Origin of the sequence: Nocardia sp. NPDC050799 (assembly GCF_040654015.1) — a bacterium.
In the GTDB taxonomy this organism is placed as follows: Bacteria; Actinomycetota; Actinomycetes; order Mycobacteriales; family Mycobacteriaceae; genus Nocardia.
This window is the reverse complement of sequence record NZ_JBFAHF010000010.1, coordinates 168,587-191,056: the sequence shown is the minus strand read 5'-3', so window position 1 is coordinate 191,056 and position 22,470 is coordinate 168,587. Positions and strand designations below refer to the sequence as shown.

The following is a 22,470-nucleotide window of genomic DNA, read 5'->3' as shown; positions in this document are numbered from 1 at the left end:
TAGTGGAGATAACCGGGCGCGCGGGGCGAGACCATGGACCTCGCGCCAACCGCGCGAGGCGGACGGAAAGCGTCCCCGCGACGGCCGCGTCACTCGATGAGGAACGCGCCCGGGGGCCCGAGGAGACTTTGTGGCCGATCAAGAGCCGCTGGACACAACACCACAGGACGACGATCACTTGCCGGAGCGAATCCGAGTACATGCCTTGGCCAAACGGCTCGGCGTGACCAGTAAGCGCATCCTGGCCAAACTCAGCGAACTCGGGACCGAAGCCCGTAGCCCGCAATCGAGCGTGGACCGGGCCGTCGCGGAGTCGGTGCGCGAATCACTGACCGCTCCGCCCGCACTCGCTCCGGCCGAGCCCGGGCTGTTCGAGCCCACCGGTACCTCGGCGGGTCCGGTCGGCGCGGAAGATGCCGCGGTCCCGCCCGCGACCGAGGTCGCTGCCGCTCCGGCCGCCCCGGAGCCGGCGCCGGAACCGGCCGCTGCTGCGCAGCCGGGCACCGGCTCCGGGCAAATCCCTGGCATCGGCGAGGCACCGGTGTCGGCCGGTGCCGCCGAGCAGACCCCGGAACCACCGGCCGAGTCCGGCCCCGAACCGGAACCGGCGCCCGCCGCCGGGGTCGGTTCGTCCGCCGACGCGACCGTGGTGTCCGCGTCGGCCGAGATCTCCGACCCCGCGGATTCCGCCGCCGCGAGTGGCACCCCGGCCGCGCCGGTGACCCCGCCACCCGCCTTCACGGCCGCGGTGAATCTGTTCGCGAGCCCGGTGCCCGAGGAGCCCGCCGCGGCCGAACCGATGGTGTTCGAATCCGCGGTCGTCGCGGCTCCGCTGTTCCTCTCCCCGGATGCCGCGGCGGCCGAACCGCTGCGCCGCCGCCGTAAGCCCGAACCGGAACCGGAACCGGAACCGGAACCCGAGCCCGATTCCGGCGCCGAAACCGAGTCGGACGCCGAGACCGGAGCCGATGCCGAGGATCAGTCCGAGCAGGGCGACTCCGACGATCAGCCGCGGCGTCGCCGTCGCGGCCGGCGCGGGCGTGGGCGCGGCCGGGGTGAGCAGGCCACCGATTCCGAGGACATCGAGTCCGAGGATGACACGAGCGCCGACGCCGAACAGGCCGCCGAGACCGACGACGAAGCCGACGAGACGGACGAGGCCGGGACCGACGAGTCCGGTGATGCGGGGGACGACTCGGAGAGTGGGTCCAGCCGCCGCCGGCGCCGCCGCCGGCGCCGTAAGGTCGCCGGTGAATCCGGTGACAGCGAACCGGCCGACGACGATCCGCCCAATACGGTCGTGCACGAGCGGGAACCGCGGAACAAGACCCGTACCCGTGCCACCGTCGACGAAGTACAGGGCATCACCGGCTCCACCCGGCTCGAGGCCAAACGGCAGCGCCGGCGCGACGGCCGCGAGGCCGGTCGCCGCCGCCCGCCGATCCTCACCGAATCGGAGTTCCTGGCCCGGCGCGAGGCCGTGGACCGGGTGATGGTCGTGCGGGAAAAGGAGTTCTCAGGCCATTCAGCCGCCACCCAGGTGGCCGTGCTCGAGGACAACATCCTGGTCGAGCATTTCGTCACCAGCACCGGATCGGCATCCATGGTGGGCAATGTCTATCTGGGCAAGGTGCAGAATGTGCTGCCCAGTATGGAGGCCGCGTTCGTCGATATCGGCCGGGGCCGCAATGGTGTGCTCTACGCGGGCGAGGTCAACTGGGAGGCCGCCGGGCTCGGCGGCAGGGAACGCAAGATCGAGCAGGCGCTCAAACCCGGCGACCAGGTGCTGGTCCAGGTGAGCAAGGACCCGGTCGGCCACAAGGGCGCCAGGCTGACCACCCAGATCAGCCTGGCCGGTCGCTTCCTGGTGTATGTGCCCGGCGGTACCTCCACCGGCATCAGCCGCAAACTGCCCGATACCGAGCGCAAACGGCTCAAGGAGATCCTGCGCGAGATCGTCCCGGCCGACGCGGGCGTCATCATCCGGACCGCCTCCGAGGGGGTCAGCGAGGCCGAACTCACCCGTGATGTGGAACGGCTGCAAAAGGCCTGGCGCAAGATCACCGCGGCCGCCGAGAACGAGTCGGGCGCGCCGAAAGCTCTCTACGAGGAGCCGGATCTACTCGTCAAGGTCGTGCGCGATCTGTTCAACGAGGATTTCTCGCGACTGGTGATCGAGGGCGAACGCTCCTGGAACACCGTCGAGAACTACATCGGCACCGTCGCCCCCGATCTGCTCCCCCGGGTCTCCCGGCACGAGAACAACGGCGTCGACGTCTTCGAGACCTACCGCATCGACGAGCAGCTGGCCAAGGCCCTCGACCGCAAGGTGTGGTTGCCCTCGGGCGGCACCCTGGTGATCGACCGCACCGAGGCGATGACGGTGGTCGATGTCAACACCGGGAAGTTCACCGGCTCCGGTGGCGGCAACCTGGAGGAGACGGTCACCCGGAACAACCTCGAGGCAGCCGAGGAGATCGTGCGGCAGATGCGGCTGCGCGATATCGGCGGAATGATCGTGGTCGACTTCATCGATATGGTTCTCGAGTCCAATCGCGACCTGGTGCTGCGCCGTCTCACCGAGGCGTTGGGCCGGGACCGCACCCGGCACCAGGTCTCCGAGGTGACCTCGCTGGGCCTGGTCCAGATGACCCGTAAGAAGCTCGGTACCGGATTGGTGGAGGCGTTCTCCACCACCTGCGAGCACTGCCACGGTCGCGGCCTCCTGGTGCACAGCTACCCGGTGGAGCCGTCGGGCTCCGACGAGGGCGGTGCCGGCCGGGGCCGGGAGTCGGGTTCGCGACGCCGCCGCAACCGGGACAAGCCCGCCGCCGCGGCACCCGCGGCGCCGCAGCAGTCCATCCCCGAGCTGTCGGAAGAGGAGGCGGCGGCCAAGCGGGCGCACCCCGTGGCCCTGGCCATGGCCGCCCAGCATCCGGAGACCGAGCAGGGTGAGCCGGCGCCGGAGGTCCCGCCCGCGGCCGAACAAGCCGCGGCGCCCGCTGCCGTGGCCGAGTCGGGCGGTTCCGATGCGGCAGCGAGCGGGAAGGGCGGTGCGGCACCGGCCGAACCGCGGCGCCGTCGCACCCGGGTCCGCCGGTCGGCCGGTGCTACCGGTACCCCGGCGGAGACTCCGGCCGCGGAACCGAACGGCAGCGGTACACCCACCGACTCCGGGGCCACCGAACCGGCCGAATCCGAGCCCACGGCTACCGAGCCGGTCGTCACCGAATCCACGGCTACCGAGCCGGTCGCGACCGAGGCCGCCCCGGCGGAAGCGGTCGACACCGAACCGGGCACGGTCGAGGAGAGCGGAGCTGCCGCGCCGGAGCCGGAGACCCCGGTCGGCGACGCGACCGCGGAGGTCCCCGCTGCGGCGGCCACCGCGACATCCGCACCCGCCGCGGATCGCAACGGTACGGCTGCTTCGGCGAACGGTGCGGCTCATCCGGCGGAGCCGGCCGCCGCTCCGGCGACGGAGCCGGTGGCGGCCCCCGAGCCGGCCGCCGCGGCGAGCCCTGCCGGTGGCGGTGAGACGGAAACCCGCAGCCGGCGGCGCCGGGTCGCCCGCTCGACCTCCGCCCCGGCCGCCGACAGCGCGGGCGCGGTATTCGTCCTGTCCGCCACCGAGCAGCCCGACGCGCCGGTGACCGATTTCACAGCCGATCCGCCGGAGGTCGAGGTCCCGGTGCGCCGGACGCGCCGCCGGGCCGCGGGTCGTCCGTCCGGACCGCCGGTCGACGAACAGCACTGAGTCATCGCGCCGGGTGCCCGGCCCGCATTCCGCGGGCCGGGCACCCGGCACGTCGGCGATGCCGAGTGGTCGTACTCGGCGGCCGGAGGCCCGGGTCACACCGATTCCGGCGCTCCGGCGGGTCCGCCGGGGTGCGGCGCGGGGACCGGTTTGGTCGCATGTACCGGCATCCTGTAATCTTGGCAGTCGCTGCCCGGCGACAGCATGTGCTGTTCCGTGGCCGGTTCCCGATACCGAGAGCCACCAGTGGCCGAGGCGGCGAATTACCAGACCAGTCGTGCGGTGGACCCCGGTGCGAAACCGAGGTACTACCGTGTGAACGAGTGCCGAGCACCATAGGAAGAAGGGCAGCCGACCGATGGCAACGTACGCGATCGTCAAGACCGGCGGAAAGCAGTACAAGGTCGCGGTCGGTGACCTGGTGAAGGTCGAGAAGATCGAGGGTGCGCCGGGCACCTCCGTGGCACTGTCGCCGGTGCTCGTCGTCGATGGCGCCGAGCTCACCACCGCGGCCGACGCGCTCGCGAAGGTTTCGGTGTCGGCCGAGGTGGTCGAGCAGACCAAGGGTCCGAAGATCCGCATCCACAAGTTCAAGAACAAGACCGGCTACCACAAGCGCCAGGGACACCGTCAGCCGCTGACGGTCCTGAAGGTCACCGGCATCAAGTAACCACCCCGCAGGGCCGCGCAGGCCCGCGCTGAAGGAGTATCAGCAATGGCACATAAGAAGGGCGCATCCAGCTCCCGGAACGGCCGCGATTCCAATTCCAAGCGGCTCGGCGTGAAGCGTTTCGGTGGGCAGTCGGTGAAGGCCGGCGAGATCCTGGTGCGGCAGCGCGGCACCCACTTCCACCCCGGCGTCAATGTCGGTCGTGGCGGGGACGACACCCTGTTCGCGCTCGAGGCGGGTGCCGTCGAGTTCGGTAGCAAGCGGGGTCGCAAGACCGTCAACATCGTGGTCCCGGAGCCGGTCGAAGCCTGACCGGCTGACGACTCCACCACAGCGAGCGGGTCAGGGTGACAAACCCTCGGCCCGCTTTTCGCGTTTCCACCCCCGGTGCCGCCGCCCCGGCCGGTCCCGTTTCCGGCGCTGGGCCTTCCCGACCCGGAACGCACTGCCCGTCCCACCCCTCGAACGCAGTGTCCATCCCACCCCCCGAATCTCCTGAGGAGGATGATCCGGCCATGGCCAAGTTCATCGACCGTGTCGTTCTTCATGTCCGTGCCGGCAAAGGCGGGCACGGCTGCGCGTCGGTGCACCGGGAGAAGTTCAAACCGCTGGGCGGACCCGACGGCGGTAACGGAGGCAACGGCGGGGATGTGATCCTCGAGGTGGACGCCAATGTGCACACCCTGCTGGACTTCCACTTCCATCCGCACGCCAAGGCCGGTAACGGTAAACCGGGCGAGGGCGGCAACCGGGACGGGAAGAAGGGCGGGGAGCTGCTGCTGAAGGTCCCGGACGGAACCGTCGTGCTGGACGCCGCCGGGGAGGTCCTGATGGACCTGGTCGGGGACGGTAATCGGTTCGTCGTCGCCAAGGGCGGCCGGGGCGGTCTGGGTAATGCGGCCCTGGTGTCGCGGGCCCGTAAGGCGCCCGGTTTCGCGTTGCTCGGCGAGGAGGGGGAGGCCCACGATGTGGTCCTCGAACTCAAATCCGTCGCCGATGTGGGGCTGGTCGGGTTTCCGTCCGCGGGGAAGTCGTCGCTGGTCTCGGTGCTGTCCGCCGCCAAACCGAAGATCGCCGACTATCCCTTCACCACATTGGTGCCGAACCTCGGCGTCGTGAACGCGGGCGATACGACGTTCACGATCGCCGACGTCCCGGGACTGATTCCCGGCGCCAGTGCGGGACGCGGCCTCGGCCTGGACTTCCTCCGGCACCTGGAACGGTGCGCGGTGCTGGCGCATGTGGTCGATCTGGCGACGCTGGAACCCGGCCGCGACCCCCTCTCCGATATCGACGCTCTCGAATTCGAACTCGCCGCCTACAAACCCGCCCTCCGCGGTGACGTGAGCCTCGGCGACCTCGCGGACCGGCCGCGGGTGGTGATCCTGAACAAGGTCGACGTGCCCGAGGCGGAAGATCTCGCCGACCTGGTCACGCCCGAACTGCAGGAGCGGGGCTGGCCGGTGTTCCGGATTTCGGCGGTCGCCCATTCCGGCCTGCGGCAACTGACCTTCGCACTCGCCGAACTGGTGCAGGCCTACCGTGACGCGCACCCCGCGGCCGCACCGAAGCGGCCGGTGATCCGCCCGGTCCCGGTGGACGATTCCGGCTTCACTGTCCGCGCCGACCCGGAGGAGCCGGGCGGGTTCATCGTGCGCGGCACCCGGCCCGAACGCTGGGTGCACCAGACCCAGTTCGACAACGACGAGGCCGTCGGTTATCTCGCCGACCGCCTGGCCCGGCTCGGCGTGGAGGACGAACTGGTGCGGCTGGGTGCGAAACCGGGTGCGCCGGTGACCATCGGCGAGGTGACCTTCGAATGGGAACCGCTGATCGCAGCGGGCACCGATATGGTCCCGACCGGCCGCGGTACCGATATCCGGCTCGAACAGACCGATCGGGTCAGTGCGGCCGAACGTAAGCACGCGTCGCGGGTGCGGCGCGGTCTGGTGGATGAGGAAAGCGAGGAGTAGGCGGGTGAACCAGGGTAACCACGGAGCAGGGGCACGGCCGTGACCCAGGTTTCGGCGGAACTCAGTGACGCCCGGCGTGCGATCGCCGGGGCCCGGCGGGTGGTGGTGAAGATCGGCTCGTCCGCGCTCACCAGCCTGACCGGTGGACTCGATATCGACCGGCTGGACCGGCTCGCCGATGCCATCGAGGCCCGGATGCGGGCCGGTTCCGATGTGGTCGTCGTCTCGTCCGGGGCGATCGGCGCGGGCCTGGCCCCGCTCGGCTTGACCAGGCGGCCCCGTGACCTCGCGACCAAACAGGCCGCGGCCAGCGTCGGCCAGCTGGCGCTGGTCCATGCCTGGGGCACCTCGTTCGGCCGGTACGACCGCACCGTCGGTCAGATCCTGCTCAGCGCCGACGATTTCGCCCGCCGGGAACATCACCGTAATGCGCAGCGCACCCTGGACCGGCTGCGCTCGCTGGGCGCGGTGGCGGTGGTGAACGAGAACGATACCGTCGCCACGGAGGAGATCCGGTTCGGCGACAACGACCGGCTGGCGGCGCTGGTGGCCCATCTGGTGGGCGCCGACGCATTGTTCCTGCTCTCCGATGTGGCCGGGCTCTACGACGGTGATCCGCGGAAGGGTGACGCGAATTTCATCGGTGAGGTGCGCACCAGCGCCGATCTCGACGGGGTGATCGCCGGGAGCGGCGGCGTGCTCGGCACCGGTGGGATGGCCTCGAAACTGTCGGCCGCCCGGCTGGCCGCGGACGCCGGTGTCCCGGTGCTGCTGGCCGCCGCCGCCGAGGCCGCCGAAGCGCTCGGGACCGGCACGGTCGGCACCGCTTTCGCCGCCCGCCCGGTACGGCTGTCGGCGCGCCGGTTCTGGGTCCGGCATGCCGCCGACAGCCGGGGCGCGATCCTCATCGATTCCGGGGCGGTCGAGGCCGTGGCCAATGCCCGGCGCTCGCTGCTCGCCGCCGGAATCGTCGGGGTCCGCGGCCGGTTCCACGGCGGTGATGTGGTGGATCTCGTAGGCCCGGATCGTACGGTCGTGGCCCGGGGGGTCGTGGAATACGACGCCGCCGAACTCGCGACGGTGCTCGGCCGTTCCACCCGGGAACTGCCGGACGGTATGCAGCGTCCGGTGATCCACGCCGACGATCTGGTCCGCGTCTGACCGCGGAGACGACCTCGCCGGGGCGGGTCCGGCCGCCGGATCAGGCGATACGGCCCAGATGATCGGCTGTGCGGGTGGTCTCCGGTAGCCGGTAGCGCGGGGCCAGCCGCAGCACCAGCGCGCAGGCGGAGTCGAGGGTGAAGCGGTGTCCGACCGAGACGAACAGTGGTTTGACTCCGGGTTGGGTGCGCAGGGCACGGCCGACGATGTCCCCGTCCACGGTGACCGGGCTCGAATCACCACGCACCGGGCCGGGTTCGTGATATTCGCCGGAGGATTTCTTCGCCACACCGATACTCGGCAGGTCGGTGAGTACACCCAGATGCGCGGCGAGGCCGAACCGGCGGGGATGGGCCAGCCCGTGACCGTCGCAGACCAGCACATCGGGCTCCACGCGCAGGGCTTCGAGCGCTCGGGTCAGCGGCGGTATCTCACGGAATGCGAAAAGACCCGAGATATACGGGAACTCGATACGTTCCCGGACGACCGACCGGTCCACCACGGTCAGCGAATCCACATCCAGCACGGTGACCACGCCTATCGCGATATCGGGATCGCGGTAGGCGACGTCGAGGCCGGCGGCCCGCCGGATCGGGCCGTGCTCGTCACCCACGCGTACCCGGTCTCGCAGTCGCTGCTGCACGGCGACGGCCTCGTCCGCGCTCACCGTCCATTCGTGCATCTGCCGGACCCGAACCATGCCGACAGGCTATCGGGGGCCCGGGACGACCGCGTAGCTGCGCAACCGTGCGGCGGCCCGTTCGTCGGCGAGTTCGAAACGTAGGTCGGGGTTCTCGTGGTAGAAGCGGATCAGCCAGTAGGTGGCCGCCGACCCGATCGAGAGTTTCTCCGCGTGGATACGTTTCGTGACCCGGCGACCGGGTTTACGGCCGGGGCGGGAGATCCGGATGGTGCCCTTGGAATTGTTGCGCGACACCACCTCGATCTGTTCGATCGAGGTCCAGCTCACCATGTTCGCGACCGAGGTTTTGGTGGGCAGCACGATATGCATCGGCGTCAGCACCAGCCGGCGGATCTCCGGTCGCTGCGCGTACACACAGAGATAGAGCAGAACCAGCCCGGCGGCGGTGAGGGCCACCCACGGTGGAATCGGCGGATGCGGATTCAGGGTGAGCGTGCCGGTCCAGGTGCCGATACCGAAGATCGCGCACAGTGTCGCCAGGCCGAGGAAACAGACGACCAGGGCGACCTCGTAACCGAGGGACCGGCGGATCTCCAGCGTGTCCTGCTTGTTGGCGAACCGCGCGCCTTCGATCCGGATCCGCGAACGGCCACGCGAGGTCGCCGAGAGCATCGGCAGGTAGGAGGTGACCCAGACGGCGGCCGCGATATGGAACGCCGGCTGTAACGGTTGCCCGGAATCCAGCGCGAGCGCGGCCTGCGCCAGCAGGAAAGTGGCGAGCACTGCTACCAGGAACACCGCCGGATAGGTCCAGCCGTTCAGATTGCCCCACAGTTCCCGCGGGGGCGGGAAATAGTCCCGGTCCGGAACCGGTCGCGGATCGGCCACCGCGTCCGGCCCCGCAACGGCCTTCGGCTTCTCGGGGGATACGGTGTGCGGCTGGCTTGTCATCGGTACTACCTGTACTTCAGATTCGATCGGGCGCCTGCGATGATATCGGCAATCGAAGGGCAACTCCGCCTCGTGCACCGTGTCGTCTGTGCGCCACCGTTCGAATCGGCGCCGGACCCGCCTTCGCCTCTCCGCCCCGGCCGGTGATCGCGGCGCGTTATGCCGCGACCCCCGACCGGGAGATGTTCGCGCGATTCAGGATTCGGCGGCGACGGGGGCGAGCGTCCGCGGCGGCCGGAACCGGTCGATCAGCGCCACGACGATCAGTGAGAGCACACCCCAGATGGCGAAGGTGGTGAGGTGGGTGCCCACGATATCGGCGTCGAAGTACAGGATCGAGCGCACCGATTCGACCGCCGCGGGCCTCGGGAGAACGTCGTGCAGAATCCGGTGGCGTAAATTCTGCCGTATGCGCACTGGACGGCCTCGGGCCACTTCCTCACCGACGCCTGTGCGGGCCTGCGCAGTACGGGTCACACCCGGTCGGCCACCCGGGTGTGACCCGTACTGCTCCGGCCGTCCCGGCCTGCCGTAGCGCAGACAGCGCACGGTAACTCCTGGGGTTCACCATCGCGCCGGGGCCTGTCCATTCCCCGTACCGCGTCCGTCAGCCGGAGCGAGTGGTTACGGCAGGGCGCCGATAGCGGACGACCGGCACGCCGTCGTCGACCGTGATCGTGGCGGCGACACCGTAGACGTTCCGCACGAGTTGTTCGGTGAGGGTTTCGGCGGGGGTGCCGTGCGCGGCGACCCGGCCCCGGTCCAGGACCAGCAGGTAGTCGCAGAACATCGCGGCGAGATTGAGGTCGTGCAGGGCGACGACGGTGGTGAGCGGCAACCGCGTGACCAGCTCGAGGATATCGAGCTGATGGGCGATATCGAGGTGGTTGGTCGGTTCGTCGAGCAGCAGCTCACCGGGCTCCTGGGCCAGCGCCCGGGCGATCTGGGCCCGCTGCCGTTCGCCACCCGAGAGGGTGCCCCAGAAGCGGTGTGCGTGGCCGGTGAGCCCGGTGTCGCGCAGGGCCCGGTCGATCGCCGGCTCCTCGTCACCGTCCCGGCCGAACACGTCGCGGTGCGGGATGCGCCCGAGCCGCACCACATCCCGCACGGTGATATCGACCTCGGTGTGCGCGTGCTGCCCGACCATGGCGATCCGGCGGGCCAGCGGACGCCGGCCGAAACGGTGCAGGGGCGTTCCGTCCAGGGTGACGCTGCCGCGATCCGGTCGTGAAACACCGGCCAGCAGACGCAGCAGCGACGATTTACCGGAACCGTTCGGTCCCAGCAGACCCACGGTCTGCCCGGGTTCCGGCCGGACGGTCACCGCGTCGACGACAAGGTTGCCGCCGCGGGTCCAGGACAGATCCTGTGCGTGCAGTGTCACCGTGCGCTCCGCGGGTTCGCGGGCCGGTTCGTGGCTGCCCGGCCGGTCACGGCGCGCTCCGGGTGCGGAACAGCAGCAGGGCGAAGGCGGGGACACCGATGAGTGCCGTGACGACGCCGACCGGTACCTCCTGCGGCGCGAACACAGTTCGGGCGAGCGCGTCGACCCAGACCAGCAGGATCGCGCCCAGTACCGCGGTCACCGGGATCAGCCGGCTGTGCCGGGGGCCGACGAGGAAACGCGCGGCGTGCGGTAGCACCAGGCCGATGAAGCCGATCGCTCCGGCCGCGCTGACCATTACCGCGGTCATCAGCGCGGTGATCACGAGCAGGATCAGCCGGGTCCGGCCGACCGCGACGCCCAGGGTCGCGGCGGTCGACGAGCCGAAGGTGAACGCGTCCAGCGCGGACGCGTACCACCGGCACAGCGCGAGCCCGGCGACGCATACGGCCGCGGTCGTGCCCACATCGGTCCAGGTGGCGCCCGCGAGTGAACCCAGCAGCCAGAACAGGATGCCGCGGGTCCGTTCGGCGTCGGCCGAGGACAGCACGACGAACGAGGTGAGCGCGGAGAACAGCTGGGTTCCGGCGACCCCGGCCAGGACCACCTTCGCGGTGCCGCCTCCGGCGCCCGCGGCCAGTATCAGCACCAGCCCGAACGATACGAGCGCACCGAGGAAAGCGCCGGTGGACAATGAGATCAGACCGCCGCCCACACCGAGGACCGCCACCAGTACCGCACCCGTCGACGCGCCGGAGGAGATCCCGAGCACGAACGGATCGGCGAGCGGATTGCGCAACAGCGACTGCATGACCACCCCGCACACCGCCAGACCGGCACCGCAGATCGCGGCCAGCAGGGTCCGTGGCAGCCGCAACTGCCAGACGATGCCTTCGCGGATCGGCGAGACGGCCGCGGTGCCGATGCCGAGTTTCTCGAACAGCACGGCGTAGACCTCCCCGACCGACAGCTCGGCCGGACCGATCGTGATGGTGAAGGCCATCGAGACGACCAGTACGGCCGCCCCGACCACCACCAGCGCCGCCGTCGCGGGCGCGCGGGCGAGCCGGGCGGCGGTGCTCGACGCTGCGGAGCTCACGAACCGTAACCCCACCGCTCCAGCGCGTCGGCGACCTTCTCGACCCCGTCGACCGTCCGGATCGAGGGGTTCATATCGGCGCCGTTGACCACGATGTAGCGCCGCTCGCGGACCGCGGTCAGTTTCGCGGTCACCGGATTCGATTCCAGGAAGGCGATCTTGCTGTCCAGCGCGTCCCCGGCGAGGCTGCGCCGGCTCAGGTCGGCCAGGACCAGGGCGGTGGGGTCGCGGTCGAGGAGGGCCTCCCAGCTGACCTGCGGCCATTCGTCGGTGGTGTCATCGAAAACGTTCTTCGCGCCCACCGCGTCGGTGATGATCCCGGACGAGCCGCAGCAGCCCGCGACGTACGGCGTGGAGGTGTCGGCGAACCAGTAGGCCAGCGAGACCCGCTCCGCGGCGATCCGCCCGGACGCGGCCGCGTAGCGGTCGCGCAGTTCGGTGACCAGCCGCTCCCCGCGGTCCGCGACATCGAAGACGGCGGCCAGGTCGCGGATCTCCCGGTACACCGAATCCATGGTCAGCGGTTCGGTGCGGGCACCGTCGGCATTGACGCTGATATCGGTTTTGCCGTCGCAGTCGGTCGGCGAGAGGTAGGTAGGGACACCCAGTTCGGTGAACTGCTGCCGCTCGGCCACCCCGCCGGGACCGAGGGTGCCGCCGAAGGAGGCGGCGACGAAGTCCGGTTCCTTGTCCAGGACGACCTCGAACGAGGGTCGGTTGTCGGCCAGCCGCGGCACCCGCGCGTTGTCGGCGGCCAGGTTCTCCCGCACCGGATCGGTCCAGGTGGCGGTGCCGGCCATGCGATCGGCCAGACCGAGCGACAGCAGGATCTCCGCCGACCCCTGATTGAGTGCGACCGCCCGCTGCGGCGGCGCCGCCACGGTGACCTCGACGCCGCAGTTCTCGATCGTCACCGGATAGCCGGCGGCGGACCCGGCGGCGGGACCACCCGGGCCGGGTGAACCGGCACATCCGGCCAGCAGGAGGGTGGATACCACGGCGGTGACCGCCGAAGAAAAGGACCGCGTCACGGCGTGGACTCCTTGCGTCTGGGCCTGTGCGCGAGGCCGGAACCGAGCTCGGCGGATGAGTGATCGGACTCCACCACGCGGGTGTCACCGTTGCGCGCCAGTCCCGGATTTCCACCGGGTTCCCTCATCACGCCGCGACCGCAGTGCGGCCGCCGACCATGCTATCCGACAGTGAACTGGACGTTCGACCCGCTCGAACCGGCGGACCGGCCGCGGGCGAATGCGACGGCGATTTCCTGCCAGCGCGCACCGTATGCCCTCCGCGATGCTCATAGGGCACGAACGGAAATTACGAAAGGAACGACATGTCGGAGAAGATCGTGGTGGTCACCGGGGCGACCCGCGGAATCGGACGCGCCACCGCGACGGCGTTCGCCCGCGCGGGTTACCGGGTGATCGTCACCGGACGCCGCGCGCCGGCGGTGGAGGCCGTGGTGGGCGAACTGCGGTCGGCGGGCCTGGCGGCCGAGGGGGAGGTGCTCGACGTGTGCTCGGTGGACAGCGCGCGGTGCCTGCACGATTCCCTCGCCGAACGGCACGATCACATCGATGTACTGGTGAACAATGCCGGCATCCTGCCCGAGGCCACCGCCACCGGCACGGTGAACTTCGCCCATCCCGGCGCGTTCACCGAGACATTGATGACCAACACCTTCGGCCCCGCCAATGTGATCGAAGCGCTGTTGCCGCTGGTGCGCCGCGCACCGGCCGGGCGGATCATCAATATCTCCACCGAGATGGGCTCGCTCACCGAGCAGCGGAACCCGGAGTCGGCGTACTACTCGATGGTGGTCCCGGGCTACCAGGCGTCGAAGGCGGCACTGAACAGCCTTACGGTCGGCCTGGCGAAATCGCTCGCCGATACCGCCGTCCGGGTGACCTCGGTATGCCCCGGTTTCGTCGCGACCGAATTGGCTCCCGCGGCGGCCGACGCGCCGACGACGCCGGAGCAGGCCGCCCAGGTCGTCCTCGCGGCGGCGGAATCGCCGGAAGTGTCCACCGACGGTTCCTTCGTCGGCGCGCAGGGGGCCATCGCCTGGTAGCGGTCCGGGTGGAGTGTTCAGTGCTGTTCTCGGCCGGCGACCGCGGCGGCCGTGATTCCCGCGGCGGCATATCGCACGAACGCCGCCACCTCGTCACGGTGCCCGGCCCAGTCGTCCACCGCCGCACCGAGATAGCCGTCCCGCGCGCGGCGCAGCAACGCGGCGTGTACGGCCGGCATCCGCGCCGCGAGACGCTGGGCCGCTTCGGTTTTGGAGACCACCGCCCCGGTCTCCGCGGTGATCCACATCCGGGCCAGCGTCAGGACGGCATTGCGCTCGTCACCGTCCACGCCGGCGATCAACGTGGGCAGGCTCGCCGTGATCGCGCGGACCAGATCCCCCGGCGGTACCGGATCCAGTAACCGAGCGGCGGGCGGTCCGGCCAGCGCCACGGACGAGTCGCGCACCATGCCGAGCAGGATCGCCAGATCGGGGTCTGGCGCGGGCGGTTCGACCGCACCGCGCTCGAACTCCGCTCGCAACCATTCGCCGTACACGAACTCGCCGCGCGGCGGGAAGCGCCACGGCACCACGGCGTCACGCGCCACCACGGTCAGTTCCACCGGTCTGGCCTCGCCGGTGCGGGGCCATCGTCCCGACTGCCGGAGCAGTCGCCCGGACAGACGCGAACGCAGTGCGTCATCGAGGGCCGTGGCGGTGACCGCCAGGAAATCGAGGTCACTGTCGTACTGCAGACCGCTGGTCACCGCCGACCCGTACAGGTACAGGCCGAGCAGGTCGGCACCCAGCAGATCGGTGACGATCCGTGTGATCGGCGCGGTGTCCGCGGCGAGACCGGCGGGTGGCATGGGCACGGACCCACGATAGAGACAAGGGGGTATCGACAGCGTCCGGGCATCGGCCGGAGAGCCGTGCGGACCCGAGGACCCGCCGCCGGTGCGTAGCGGAACCGATCGGTGGCTTGCTGCTGGTGCTGCGCACGGCCACCCTCGGCGCGATGCCGAGTGTGGCGAGCATGGCACAGATGTTCGTGCTCACCATGACCTTCGATGTCCCGGTCGAGATCGTATCGTGGTCGGTATCTGCTGGTCGTCGAAGTGGCGGTCCTCGGCTGGTCGAGCTGGTGGGATTACGGCGGCGGCGCACCGAAGCCCGAACTGTACGGGCTGTGGGAGATCACCGAATTCCGGATGGCCGGCCGGTCCCCCCGCTGCTCACCGACCCGGATCGCTGGCAGCGGCTGGTGATGGAGACCGAGGGCGCGGTGTCGTGGCAGCGAATGGACGGGGCGTTGGTGACGGTGCCCGCACAGGTCGACGCGACCGCGCACACCCTCACGGTCGCCGCTCCGGCCGATACCGACCCGGCGGGCATACCGACTCAGGATTGTGGCGGGATGACTCCGGGCTGGTCGGGGGCGCGCTGTCCGGGCACCGGTCCGGTGATACCGGGCTGTCCGGCCGGATCCGAGAGCGGTACCGCGGTCGGATTCGGTGCCGCGGGCGGCTCCGGCTCGGCCGGATTCGCGGGAGCGGGTGGTTGTTCGGCCGCGGGCGGTTGGACGGGTGGTGCCGGGGGTGGTGCCGGTGCGGTATCCCCGGGGGCGGGCGCCGCAGGGGGCGCCGAGCCGTCGGTCGGCTCCGAAACCTCGGGTGCCGGTGGCTGCGGGGATCCGCCGCCGTGTTCCGGGGACGGTGCGGGGGTACCCTCCGGTGCCGCGGGACTCTCCGGTGTGGGAGCCGCCGGAGCCGAATCGCTGTGCGGCACCGGCCTATCGGCGGCACCCCCGGACTCGGTGGCCTCGCCGCCGGGTGCGGGGGAATCTCCCGCCGCCGGCGCCGACTCCGCGCCGACCGCCGAATCGATCCGCGCACGAGGTGCCGGTGCCGGCCCGAGCGGGGGCAGCGGACCGGGGGCGGCCGGCGGCTCGGGCAGTGCGGGCACCGCGGTACCCGCCGCCAGATAGGCCGGTTTGTAGACCATGTTCATGGTGAGGATCGCTTCCTGGCGCAGCACCTCCTGCACCATCTGCGCGTCGATCACCTTGGCCGCCTCCAGCAGCCGGGCCAGCGCGCCGACCGGGCCGGAACCTCCGGGTGGTACCACCGCGATCTTCACCGCTTCCGCGGCCGCGGCCACCGCACCCAGGCGCAACCCCACCTGACCGAGCACGCCGGCCAGTTCCTCCACCGAATCGGCGAAACTGCGGGTGCTGGCGAAGGCGGCGTCGGCGGCCTCACCGTCCCATTCCATCGCGTTCATCACCCGGTCCGCGCCGGCGCGGGTCAGCGGCAGCGAGGTCTGCAAGGTGGTGGCGGCGTGCATCCAGGTGCCGGAGGTCCGCAGGATCTCACCGGCATCGATCTGCTGCGTGGCCCGATAGATGTCCTCGTGACGCATGGCCTCGAAATGCTCCATGGCACTGATGTAATCGGGATCGATCCCTGTCATAAGCACTCCTTCGAAGCGGTCGCATGCGGTCCGTAGAGGCCGGAGCGAGGGGGCAGGTATCGCCTCATGACGCCTCCATCGAAGCGAGTGCATGCGGTGCGCGGAGACCGAAGCAAACGCGGAGGTATCGCATCACAGGGCCTCCTTCGAAGTGACCACTCGGGTTCGGCGTAAGCCGTAGCAATGAGGAGGTATCGCCGGACCGTTTTTTCTTCGTGGTGGGTACATGTGTCGGCGGAGGCCGCAGCGAAGGCGGAGGTATCGCCGGACCGTTTTTTCTTCGTGGTGGGTACATGTGTCGGCGGAGGCCGCAGCGAAGGCGGAGGTATCGCCTCATCGGTCGAGCCTCGCTTCGAGCGCGCGTACCGCGGCGGCGTTCGCGGCGTCGGCCTCGTCGTAGAGTCCGCCGCTGATCAGGAACGCTTCCTTCATCCGGTAGGCCGCTTCGATGTAGTGGTCGAGCAGGGCGGCGGCGTCGCGGGCCTTGTGCCCGAACCCGGCTTGGAGTTGCTGCGCCGAGATCAGACCCCCGAAACCGTGCGGATCGGAGGCGTCTTCCAGGCGCTGTCGCAGATAGATGAGCCGATCGGCCTGGCGGTCGTAGAGTTCCGCGCAGCGGCGTGCCGCCTCCGGATCGAATGTGACCGTTCCCGCATGGGCTGCCTGGCGGAACCGGACGATCTCGGCGCGGCTGTCTTCGATCTTCATGACTGGCGTACCCCTCCGTCGGTCAGGCCCAGCGTAGCCGGAACCGGTGCCCCGGGGCAGCCGGTCCGGCGCGAGAACGGCTCAGCCGGGTATCCGCTTCTGCAGATGCGCGGCGAGTTGTTCAGGGGAGGTTGGCACCATGTGCACGTTCTCGTCCGCCTTGAGCAGGTAGCGGCCGTCGTTTTCGACATCGAGCCAGGTGTAGTGCAGCGGCGGCGGCGGATTCGGCCGGTCCAGATGCGGTTCGATCCGGATGTGGCCGTCGGCGGTGTGCGGTGCGCACAGCAGCTTCCGGATCAGCGGTGCGGCCCGTACTTCCTGGATGACGGTTTCGGTATCGCGCACCGCCGCGGCCGAGGCGGTGCGGGCCGGGTGGCGGCCGGCGGGCGCCTTCGGCAGCAGTGCCGCCAGCCGGGCGCCGAGTTTCGTACTGTGCCCGATGGAGAGCTGGACCGGCCCGCCGAATTCCCGGGTGCGTCCGGGGGCCTGAACCGCCAGGACCGCGCGATCGTAGACGACGCAGCCCAGTACGCGTAGTTCCCGGCCCGGTTCGGGCGCCCCGCCGATGGCGATCACCCGGGTCTGTGGCAGTGCGAGAATACGCAGGCAGGCGTCGAGATCGGGGTCCGGCGGGAACCGCTGGGCGAGTTCGGCGCGCAGGAGCCGGGCGTCGCGCTCGGTGCGCGGCGATTCGAGTACCCGCAGCGGATAGGGGATCCGGTCCAGGTCGGCGCGACGCCATACATGCGCGAACTCGTCGGGGGTCAGGCTCCAACTCACGCGGAATCACATCCTCACCGAAACCTGCGCGGGCCTTCTCAGACTATCGGTTGTTTCGCGCTGGCCCGACTCGGCACGGCCGGGGCCGGTGACCCCACGGTCGGACACAAAACTCGAATACGCGGTGGACGAGGCCGTTCTCGGGTTTACTCGTCGGCACGGACGACGGTGTCCTGTTGTGGCAGACCGGGTTGGAGGTCGGTTCTTGCGGGTGCTCGGGACGGACGACACCGAGACGGAGATCAGGGCGCGGCGTGGTGCGGCCCCCCGGCCGTGCGCGCCGGGGGAGCGACTACCAGGGTGGACGGGCGCCGCGTGCGCTTTCCACCGCGGATGCGGACGATGGCGGGGGTGATCCGGGGCGCGGGTGAGCCGGTGGCGCCGGGGGAACCGCGAATCTGGGACGATGCCACCACCGCCGAGGCATTCCCCGGGGCCACCGCACCGCTGACCTTCACCCTTGCCGCCGAAATCCAGGGGCGGGTGTGCCGCGAATACGCGCGTTCGCTCGGTGTCCCGGCGGACCAGCTGGCGCAGATGGATGCGTGGACGCCCTACCTGCTGGGCAGTTTCCACGGGCGGGTCTACCTCGATCTGCCGCACTGGTATCGGCTGGCGGCGATCGCGCCCGGCCCCCGGCTGAACCGCCGCGGGCTGGAGGCGGTGTTGGGCGCGGCCGACCCACTGCTCGACGAGATCGCGGAAACTCTGCGACCCTTCACCTTCGAGTCGCGGGGGCGCCGGATCCGGTCGCGGATTCGGACGACCGGGGTTTTCGTGCATCGGGCGTTGCGAATGGAATCGATGATGCGGGAGTTCCGCACCGAGTTCGACCGCGTCTGTGACCGTTACGCGGCGATGGACTACATGCACGGGGAGCACGCCTACGCGGAGTATCGGCGCCTGGACCGGGAGCTGGTCCTGCTGTGGGGCCCCGTGACGGTCCTGGACGCCCTCGCGCTGATCCTCACCGGCGCCGTGGTCGCGCTGACCGAGGCCTATCTGCCGGCGGCGCCCGCGTCGTTCCGGTACGCGGCGCTGCGGCCTCCCACAGCCGGCGGATCACCCGGCGCACCGGAAAACCCGGCCGCCGGGGAGCCGGTCGTCACCGGAGAGGACCCGGACGCCTATCTCGACCGGATACTGGGCGGCCCGCGCCGATGGTTCTACGACCTGGTGCGGGTGCGCGCGGCACGCTGTGCCGCGCACCGGGACACCATCCGGTCGAGCCGGACCCGTGCGACGGCTCTCGTCGAGGCCACGATCCGGGCGATGGCCAGTGACCTCGCCGGGCGCGCGATCCTCCGCGAGTCCGCCGATATCCGGTATCTCACCGCCGGCGAACTGCGCGACTGCTACGACCGGGTGCCGATACCGGATCTGCCGGCCCGGATCGCGGCCCGGAAGGCCGCCCACGCCGCCGGCGAGCTCTCGGCTCCGGTACGTTTCAGTACCGAAGGACCGGATTTCTCGGACGGGGAACTGGCAGAACAGGGTTGGTCGCCGCGTGCCCGGATCACGGCCGCGCGCGACGGCGAAGTGCTCACCGGAACCGCGTCCGCCGCGGGCGTGGCCGAGGGGACCGCGGTGGTGGCGGACCGATCGGGCGACCCGGCCCCGGGGGTCCTGGTCACCGAGGGTGCCGATCCGCGCTGGGTGGCGGCACTACCGTCGGCGTCGGCGCTGGTGATCGAACACGGTGGCCCGCTCACCGTGGTGGCGACCGCTGCCCGTGCGCTCGGTGTGCCCACGGTGGTCCGGGTGCCGGGATGTACCGCGAAACTGCGGACCGGTATGCGCCTGCGGGTGGACGGGTCCGCGGGCACGGTGACGGTGTTGTCCGGGGTGGGCCGGAGATGAGGTGGAACAGATGACCGATCCGCAGACCGCGCAACCCGCCGCGCCGCCGCCGCCGGACCCGCTGGCGGCGCTGCTGTCGGCACTCACCCCGGCCGAGGACAAGGCCGGCGCCTACCACGGCGACACCTATGTGCTCGAATGCGTCGATCAGCTGCGGCGGTTGCGGGTCGACCCCGCCGCGTTCGCGTCCCGCCATTCGCTGCTGCTGCTGGCGCCGGGCGCCATCGTCTCCCGGGCGGTGGATCCGACGCTGAAATGGCTGTCCGGCAACGGCTTCCGGGTGGTCGACGCGGCCGCGGTGCCGTTGAACCGGCATCTGGTGCGCGCCCTGTGGCGCTACAGCTGGAATACCGCCTCGCCGGAGCGGCGCCGGCTCACCGATCTGCTGGCCGGGATATCCGAGGCGCTGCTGCTGGTCGTCAGCGGACCCGACGGTGAGCTTCCGGCCCCGGTGCGGTTGGCCGAAGGCGCGGGTCCCGACGATCCGGCGCAGCGCCGCCCGGGACAGTTGCGCTATCTGCTGGGACAGCGCAGTACGGTGCTCAACCCCGTGCACACCCCGGAGGACCCCGCCGACGTCGTGCGAGAACTGGCCATCTTCTTCCCCGAGACCCGCCGTGCCGAGGTGATCTCGCGGGCCTACACCGGCGCCGACAGCGCCGAGACCGCCCGGACCCTCGCCGATGCCCTCTACGCCCGGACGCCGTGCCGTTCCTTCGACAAGTCCGTCGCGCTCGATCGCCTCCTGCGCGATCTGGATCGGGCGGGCGCCCCCGCGCCGGCGGATTTCGACGCCGGGTCCGCGGGTGCCTGCGCCGCGATGCTGACCCGGGCCCTGGCGTCCGGACTGGATATCGACCCGTGGTCGGCGGTCGTCCTGGGCGCGGAGGTGCTGCCGATGCGGGCGGACGCCGAACCACGGGCTCTGCGCCCGGTGACCGCGGCCGACTGGCGGGCCGGCGCGCGCTGACCCCGGGGTGTACCGACGAGCGTGTCACCGATAATCGGCCACCTGCGAGAATTCGCGCATGCACATCGCGATCGGCCTGGTTGTCCTGGTGGCCTCGGCGGCGGCCGTGGCGGCGCTGGCGCGCCGTGCCGGCATCTCCGAGCCCCTGGCCCTGACCCTGGCCGGGGTCGCCGCGTCGTATCTGCCGTTCGTCCCCGAGGTTCATCTGGAACCGGAGGTGGTGCTGCTCGGCCTGCTGCCGCCGCTGCTGTACACGGCGGCGATCCGTACCTCGCTGGTGGATTTCCGGGCCAATATCGGCGCGATCGCGCTGCTGTCGGTGGGGCTGGTGCTGTTCAGTACGTTCGCGGTGGCCGCGGTCGTCTGGTGGCTGCTGCCGGTGCCGTTCGCCGTGGCCGTGGCACTGGGTGCGGTGGTGGCGCCGCCGGACGCCGTGGCCGCGACCGCGGTGGCGCGGCGGATCGGGATGCCGCGGCGGATCGTGTCCATCCTCGAAGCGGAGTCGCTGTTCAACGACGCGACCGCACTGGTGGCATTGCGGACCGCGATCGCGGCGTCGGCGGGTGCGGTTTCGGTGTGGAACGCCGGCGGTGATTTCCTGCTCGCCGCCGGTGGCGGCGCGGTGGTGGGGATCGCGGTCGCGTACGCGCTCGCCCTGCTGCGGCGGCGGATCACCGACCCGGTCCTGGACACCACGCTGTCCTTCCTGGCGCCGTTCCTGGCCTATCTGCCGGCCGAGGAGATCCACGCCTCCGGCGTGATCGCCGTGGTCACCTGCGGGATGATCCTCGGGCACGGGGCGCCGGTGTGGCAGAGCGCGGCCTCGCGTACCGCCGAACGCATCAACTGGGGCACCGTGCAGTTCATCCTGGAGAGCGCGGTGTTCCTCGTCATCGGGCTGCAGGTGAACACGATCGTCCGGGACGCGTGGGCGAGCGGGCTGGACCACGGCACCCTGATCGTCACAGCGCTCGCGGTCCTGGTGACGGTGATACTGGCACGACCGCTCTGGATCTTCGGCTACGCGCTCCTCGAGCGGGTGGTCGGGCGGTCGCCGGCGCCCGCGGCCCATTCGGCGGTGGTCTCCTGGGCCGGGATGCGCGGGGTGGTGACCCTGGCCGCCGTACTGCTGCTGCCCGCGACCACTCCGCAGCTACCGGTATTGAAACTGCTGGCCCTGGTCGTCGTCGCGGGCACCCTGCTGCTCCAGGGCACCTCGCTGTCGTGGCTGGTCCGGCGGCTGCGGCTGCGTGGGCCGAGCCGTGCCGAGGACGCGCTGCAGAAGGCGAATCTGCTGACCCAGGCGTCCAACGCGGGGCTCGCCGCGCTGGACGCGGCGATCGGTCAGGGCACCCCGGAGGAGGTCGTGCGCTCCCTGCGCGACCGCGTCACCTGGCGGACCAATGCCGCCTGGGAGCGGCTGGGCCGGCCGGAATCCGAGCTGGCGACCCCCACCGCCGAATACCGCCGGTTGCGGTTGGAGATGTTGCGGGCCGAACGGGAGACGGTGCTGCGGGTCCGCGACTCGGGCGGGGTGGACTACGAGATCCTGCAGCACGTATTGGCCCGGCTGGACCTCGAGGAGTCCATGATCGACCGGTTCGACGAGGGCGACGAGGAGGAGCGGCCCGAGCCGCTGGCGGTCCCCGGCGGCGCGGCCGACGACTGCACGCATCTGCGGGCCGCCCCGCTGGTGTGCGAATCCGACGGGCCGGATGTGTGCGCGCAGTGTGTGGCGGAGGGCCTGACATGGGTACATCTGCGCATGTGCCTGACCTGCGGGAATATCGGCTGCTGTGATTCCTCACCGGGGAACCACGCGGCCGGGCACTACACATCGACCGATCATCCGGTCATGCGCAGTGTGGAGCCCGGCGAGGCGTGGCGCTGGTGCTACGTCGACGAACTCCTGGGCTGACCTCCATCGGCTGGTTGCGCGGTATGCACCGGGTGGCGCGGCCGGGCCGATCCGGACCGCCGCACCCGGCGTCGCGGGTGACGCAGGCGAGCGTGCCGGTTTCCGGGATCGCG

Annotated in this window: 20 protein-coding genes and 1 riboswitch; of the genes, 10 read left to right on the top strand and 10 right to left on the bottom strand. The window is 70.7% G+C overall.

Features of this window, described 5'->3' with window-relative positions; genetic code table 11:
• The first annotated feature begins 130 nt into the window (after nt 1-130).
• The 5 genes from AB0H42_RS13340 to proB all read left to right on the top strand — a co-directional run bounded on the left by AB0H42_RS13340 (nt 131) and on the right by proB (nt 7,558).
• On the top strand, nt 131-3,754 hold the full coding sequence (locus AB0H42_RS13340; RefSeq protein WP_357054458.1) for a translation initiation factor IF-2 N-terminal domain-containing protein: 3,624 nt from the start codon (nt 131-133) through the stop codon (nt 3,752-3,754).
• 358 nt (nt 3,755-4,112) lie between these two features.
• Nucleotides 4,113-4,424 carry a 50S ribosomal protein L21 gene (gene rplU, locus AB0H42_RS13335; RefSeq protein ID WP_030523233.1) on the top strand — a complete coding sequence of 104 codons (312 nt, stop codon included), beginning with the start codon at nt 4,113-4,115 and terminating at the stop codon, nt 4,422-4,424.
• Between the two features lie 45 nt (nt 4,425-4,469).
• Entirely contained in the window at nt 4,470-4,736 is a 267-nt protein-coding gene (gene rpmA / locus AB0H42_RS13330; RefSeq protein ID WP_063129452.1) for a 50S ribosomal protein L27, read from the top strand.
• Nucleotides 4,737-4,939: 203 nt separating this feature from the next.
• Nucleotides 4,940-6,397, top strand: coding sequence for a GTPase ObgE (obgE, locus tag AB0H42_RS13325; RefSeq protein ID WP_357054455.1), 1,458 nt, complete (start codon nt 4,940-4,942; stop codon nt 6,395-6,397).
• 39 nt (nt 6,398-6,436) lie between these two features.
• Nucleotides 6,437-7,558, top strand: coding sequence for a glutamate 5-kinase (gene proB, locus AB0H42_RS13320; RefSeq protein WP_357054452.1), 1,122 nt, complete (start codon nt 6,437-6,439; stop codon nt 7,556-7,558).
• A 40-nt stretch (nt 7,559-7,598) separates the two neighbouring features.
• On the opposite strand, the gene AB0H42_RS13315 is transcribed toward proB, so the two are convergent.
• The 6 genes from AB0H42_RS13315 to AB0H42_RS13290 form a co-directional block, all read right to left on the bottom strand.
• Entirely contained in the window at nt 7,599-8,258 is a 660-nt protein-coding gene (locus AB0H42_RS13315) for an endonuclease V (RefSeq protein ID WP_357054449.1), read from the bottom strand.
• A gap of 9 nt (nt 8,259-8,267) precedes the next feature.
• Nucleotides 8,268-9,152 carry a hypothetical protein gene (locus tag AB0H42_RS13310; RefSeq protein WP_357054446.1) on the bottom strand — a complete coding sequence of 295 codons (885 nt, stop codon included), beginning with the start codon at nt 9,150-9,152 and terminating at the stop codon, nt 8,268-8,270.
• A 195-nt stretch (nt 9,153-9,347) separates the two neighbouring features.
• On the bottom strand, nt 9,348-9,497 hold the full coding sequence (locus AB0H42_RS13305) for a hypothetical protein (protein WP_357054443.1): 150 nt from the start codon (nt 9,495-9,497) through the stop codon (nt 9,348-9,350).
• 262 nt (nt 9,498-9,759) lie between these two features.
• The gene (locus tag AB0H42_RS13300) at nt 9,760-10,536 is read right to left on the bottom strand and encodes an ABC transporter ATP-binding protein (protein WP_357054440.1); all 777 of its coding nucleotides are present in this window, start codon (nt 10,534-10,536) and stop codon (nt 9,760-9,762) included.
• A gap of 46 nt (nt 10,537-10,582) precedes the next feature.
• Nucleotides 10,583-11,539, bottom strand: coding sequence for an iron chelate uptake ABC transporter family permease subunit (locus AB0H42_RS13295; protein ID WP_357054546.1), 957 nt, complete (start codon nt 11,537-11,539; stop codon nt 10,583-10,585).
• 92 nt (nt 11,540-11,631) lie between these two features.
• A complete protein-coding gene (locus AB0H42_RS13290) occupies nt 11,632-12,615 on the bottom strand; it encodes an ABC transporter substrate-binding protein (protein ID WP_357054543.1) in 984 nt (327 codons plus the stop codon).
• Between the two features lie 86 nt (nt 12,616-12,701).
• Nucleotides 12,702-12,835: riboswitch (cobalamin riboswitch) on the bottom strand.
• 136 nt (nt 12,836-12,971) lie between these two features.
• Here AB0H42_RS13290 and AB0H42_RS13285 point away from each other — a divergent pair.
• A complete protein-coding gene (locus AB0H42_RS13285; protein WP_357054437.1) occupies nt 12,972-13,709 on the top strand; it encodes an SDR family NAD(P)-dependent oxidoreductase in 738 nt (245 codons plus the stop codon).
• Nucleotides 13,710-13,726: 17 nt separating this feature from the next.
• On the opposite strand, the gene AB0H42_RS13280 is transcribed toward AB0H42_RS13285, so the two are convergent.
• Entirely contained in the window at nt 13,727-14,518 is a 792-nt protein-coding gene (locus AB0H42_RS13280; protein ID WP_357054540.1) for an aminoglycoside adenylyltransferase family protein, read from the bottom strand.
• Nucleotides 14,519-14,719: 201 nt separating this feature from the next.
• Here AB0H42_RS13280 and AB0H42_RS13275 point away from each other — a divergent pair, with 201 nt between their 5' ends.
• Nucleotides 14,720-14,917 carry a hypothetical protein gene (locus AB0H42_RS13275; RefSeq protein ID WP_357054434.1) on the top strand — a complete coding sequence of 66 codons (198 nt, stop codon included), beginning with the start codon at nt 14,720-14,722 and terminating at the stop codon, nt 14,915-14,917.
• Between the two features lie 133 nt (nt 14,918-15,050).
• Here the strand turns inward: AB0H42_RS13275 and AB0H42_RS13270 are convergent, their stop codons facing one another.
• From AB0H42_RS13270 to AB0H42_RS13260, 3 genes are all read right to left on the bottom strand, one after another.
• Entirely contained in the window at nt 15,051-16,121 is a 1,071-nt protein-coding gene (locus tag AB0H42_RS13270; protein ID WP_357054431.1) for a hypothetical protein, read from the bottom strand.
• A 333-nt stretch (nt 16,122-16,454) separates the two neighbouring features.
• The gene (locus tag AB0H42_RS13265) at nt 16,455-16,829 is read right to left on the bottom strand and encodes a hypothetical protein (RefSeq protein WP_357054427.1); all 375 of its coding nucleotides are present in this window, start codon (nt 16,827-16,829) and stop codon (nt 16,455-16,457) included.
• An 81-nt stretch (nt 16,830-16,910) separates the two neighbouring features.
• Nucleotides 16,911-17,609, bottom strand: coding sequence for an ESX secretion-associated protein EspG (locus AB0H42_RS13260; RefSeq protein ID WP_357054424.1), 699 nt, complete (start codon nt 17,607-17,609; stop codon nt 16,911-16,913).
• Nucleotides 17,610-17,951: 342 nt separating this feature from the next.
• Here AB0H42_RS13260 and AB0H42_RS13255 point away from each other — a divergent pair, with 342 nt between their 5' ends.
• The 3 genes from AB0H42_RS13255 to AB0H42_RS13245 are packed head-to-tail and all read left to right on the top strand — an operon-like array spanning nt 17,952 to nt 22,357.
• A complete protein-coding gene (locus tag AB0H42_RS13255) occupies nt 17,952-19,469 on the top strand; it encodes a PEP-utilizing enzyme (RefSeq protein WP_357054421.1) in 1,518 nt (505 codons plus the stop codon).
• Nucleotides 19,470-19,479: 10 nt separating this feature from the next.
• On the top strand, nt 19,480-20,439 hold the full coding sequence (locus tag AB0H42_RS13250) for a nucleoside-diphosphate kinase (RefSeq protein ID WP_357054418.1): 960 nt from the start codon (nt 19,480-19,482) through the stop codon (nt 20,437-20,439).
• A 58-nt stretch (nt 20,440-20,497) separates the two neighbouring features.
• Entirely contained in the window at nt 20,498-22,357 is a 1,860-nt protein-coding gene (locus AB0H42_RS13245) for a Na+/H+ antiporter (RefSeq protein WP_357054415.1), read from the top strand.
• Nucleotides 22,358-22,470: the final 113 nt, after the last annotated feature.

Bases quoted from the DNA above. Each gene is read 5' to 3' on its own strand.
- AB0H42_RS13255 (WP_357054421.1), top strand. From the start codon at position 17,952: ATGGCGGGGGTGATCCGGGGCGCGGGTGAGCCGGTGGCGCCGGGGGAA.
- AB0H42_RS13250 (WP_357054418.1), top strand. From the start codon at position 19,480: ATGACCGATCCGCAGACCGCGCAACCCGCCGCGCCGCCGCCGCCGGAC.
- AB0H42_RS13315 (WP_357054449.1), bottom strand. From the start codon at position 8,258: ATGGTTCGGGTCCGGCAGATGCACGAATGGACGGTGAGCGCGGACGAG.
- obgE (WP_357054455.1), top strand. From the start codon at position 4,940: ATGGCCAAGTTCATCGACCGTGTCGTTCTTCATGTCCGTGCCGGCAAA.
- AB0H42_RS13275 (WP_357054434.1), top strand. From the start codon at position 14,720: ATGTCCCGGTCGAGATCGTATCGTGGTCGGTATCTGCTGGTCGTCGAA.
- AB0H42_RS13265 (WP_357054427.1), bottom strand. From the start codon at position 16,829: ATGAAGATCGAAGACAGCCGCGCCGAGATCGTCCGGTTCCGCCAGGCA.
- AB0H42_RS13285 (WP_357054437.1), top strand. From the start codon at position 12,972: ATGTCGGAGAAGATCGTGGTGGTCACCGGGGCGACCCGCGGAATCGGA.
- AB0H42_RS13310 (WP_357054446.1), bottom strand. From the start codon at position 9,152: ATGACAAGCCAGCCGCACACCGTATCCCCCGAGAAGCCGAAGGCCGTT.
- rpmA (WP_063129452.1), top strand. From the start codon at position 4,470: ATGGCACATAAGAAGGGCGCATCCAGCTCCCGGAACGGCCGCGATTCC.
- AB0H42_RS13295 (WP_357054546.1), bottom strand. From the start codon at position 11,539: ATGGCCTTCACCATCACGATCGGTCCGGCCGAGCTGTCGGTCGGGGAG.
- rplU (WP_030523233.1), top strand. From the start codon at position 4,113: ATGGCAACGTACGCGATCGTCAAGACCGGCGGAAAGCAGTACAAGGTC.
- AB0H42_RS13280 (WP_357054540.1), bottom strand. From the start codon at position 14,518: ATGCCACCCGCCGGTCTCGCCGCGGACACCGCGCCGATCACACGGATC.
- AB0H42_RS13245 (WP_357054415.1), top strand. From the start codon at position 20,498: ATGCACATCGCGATCGGCCTGGTTGTCCTGGTGGCCTCGGCGGCGGCC.
- AB0H42_RS13270 (WP_357054431.1), bottom strand. From the start codon at position 16,121: ATGACAGGGATCGATCCCGATTACATCAGTGCCATGGAGCATTTCGAG.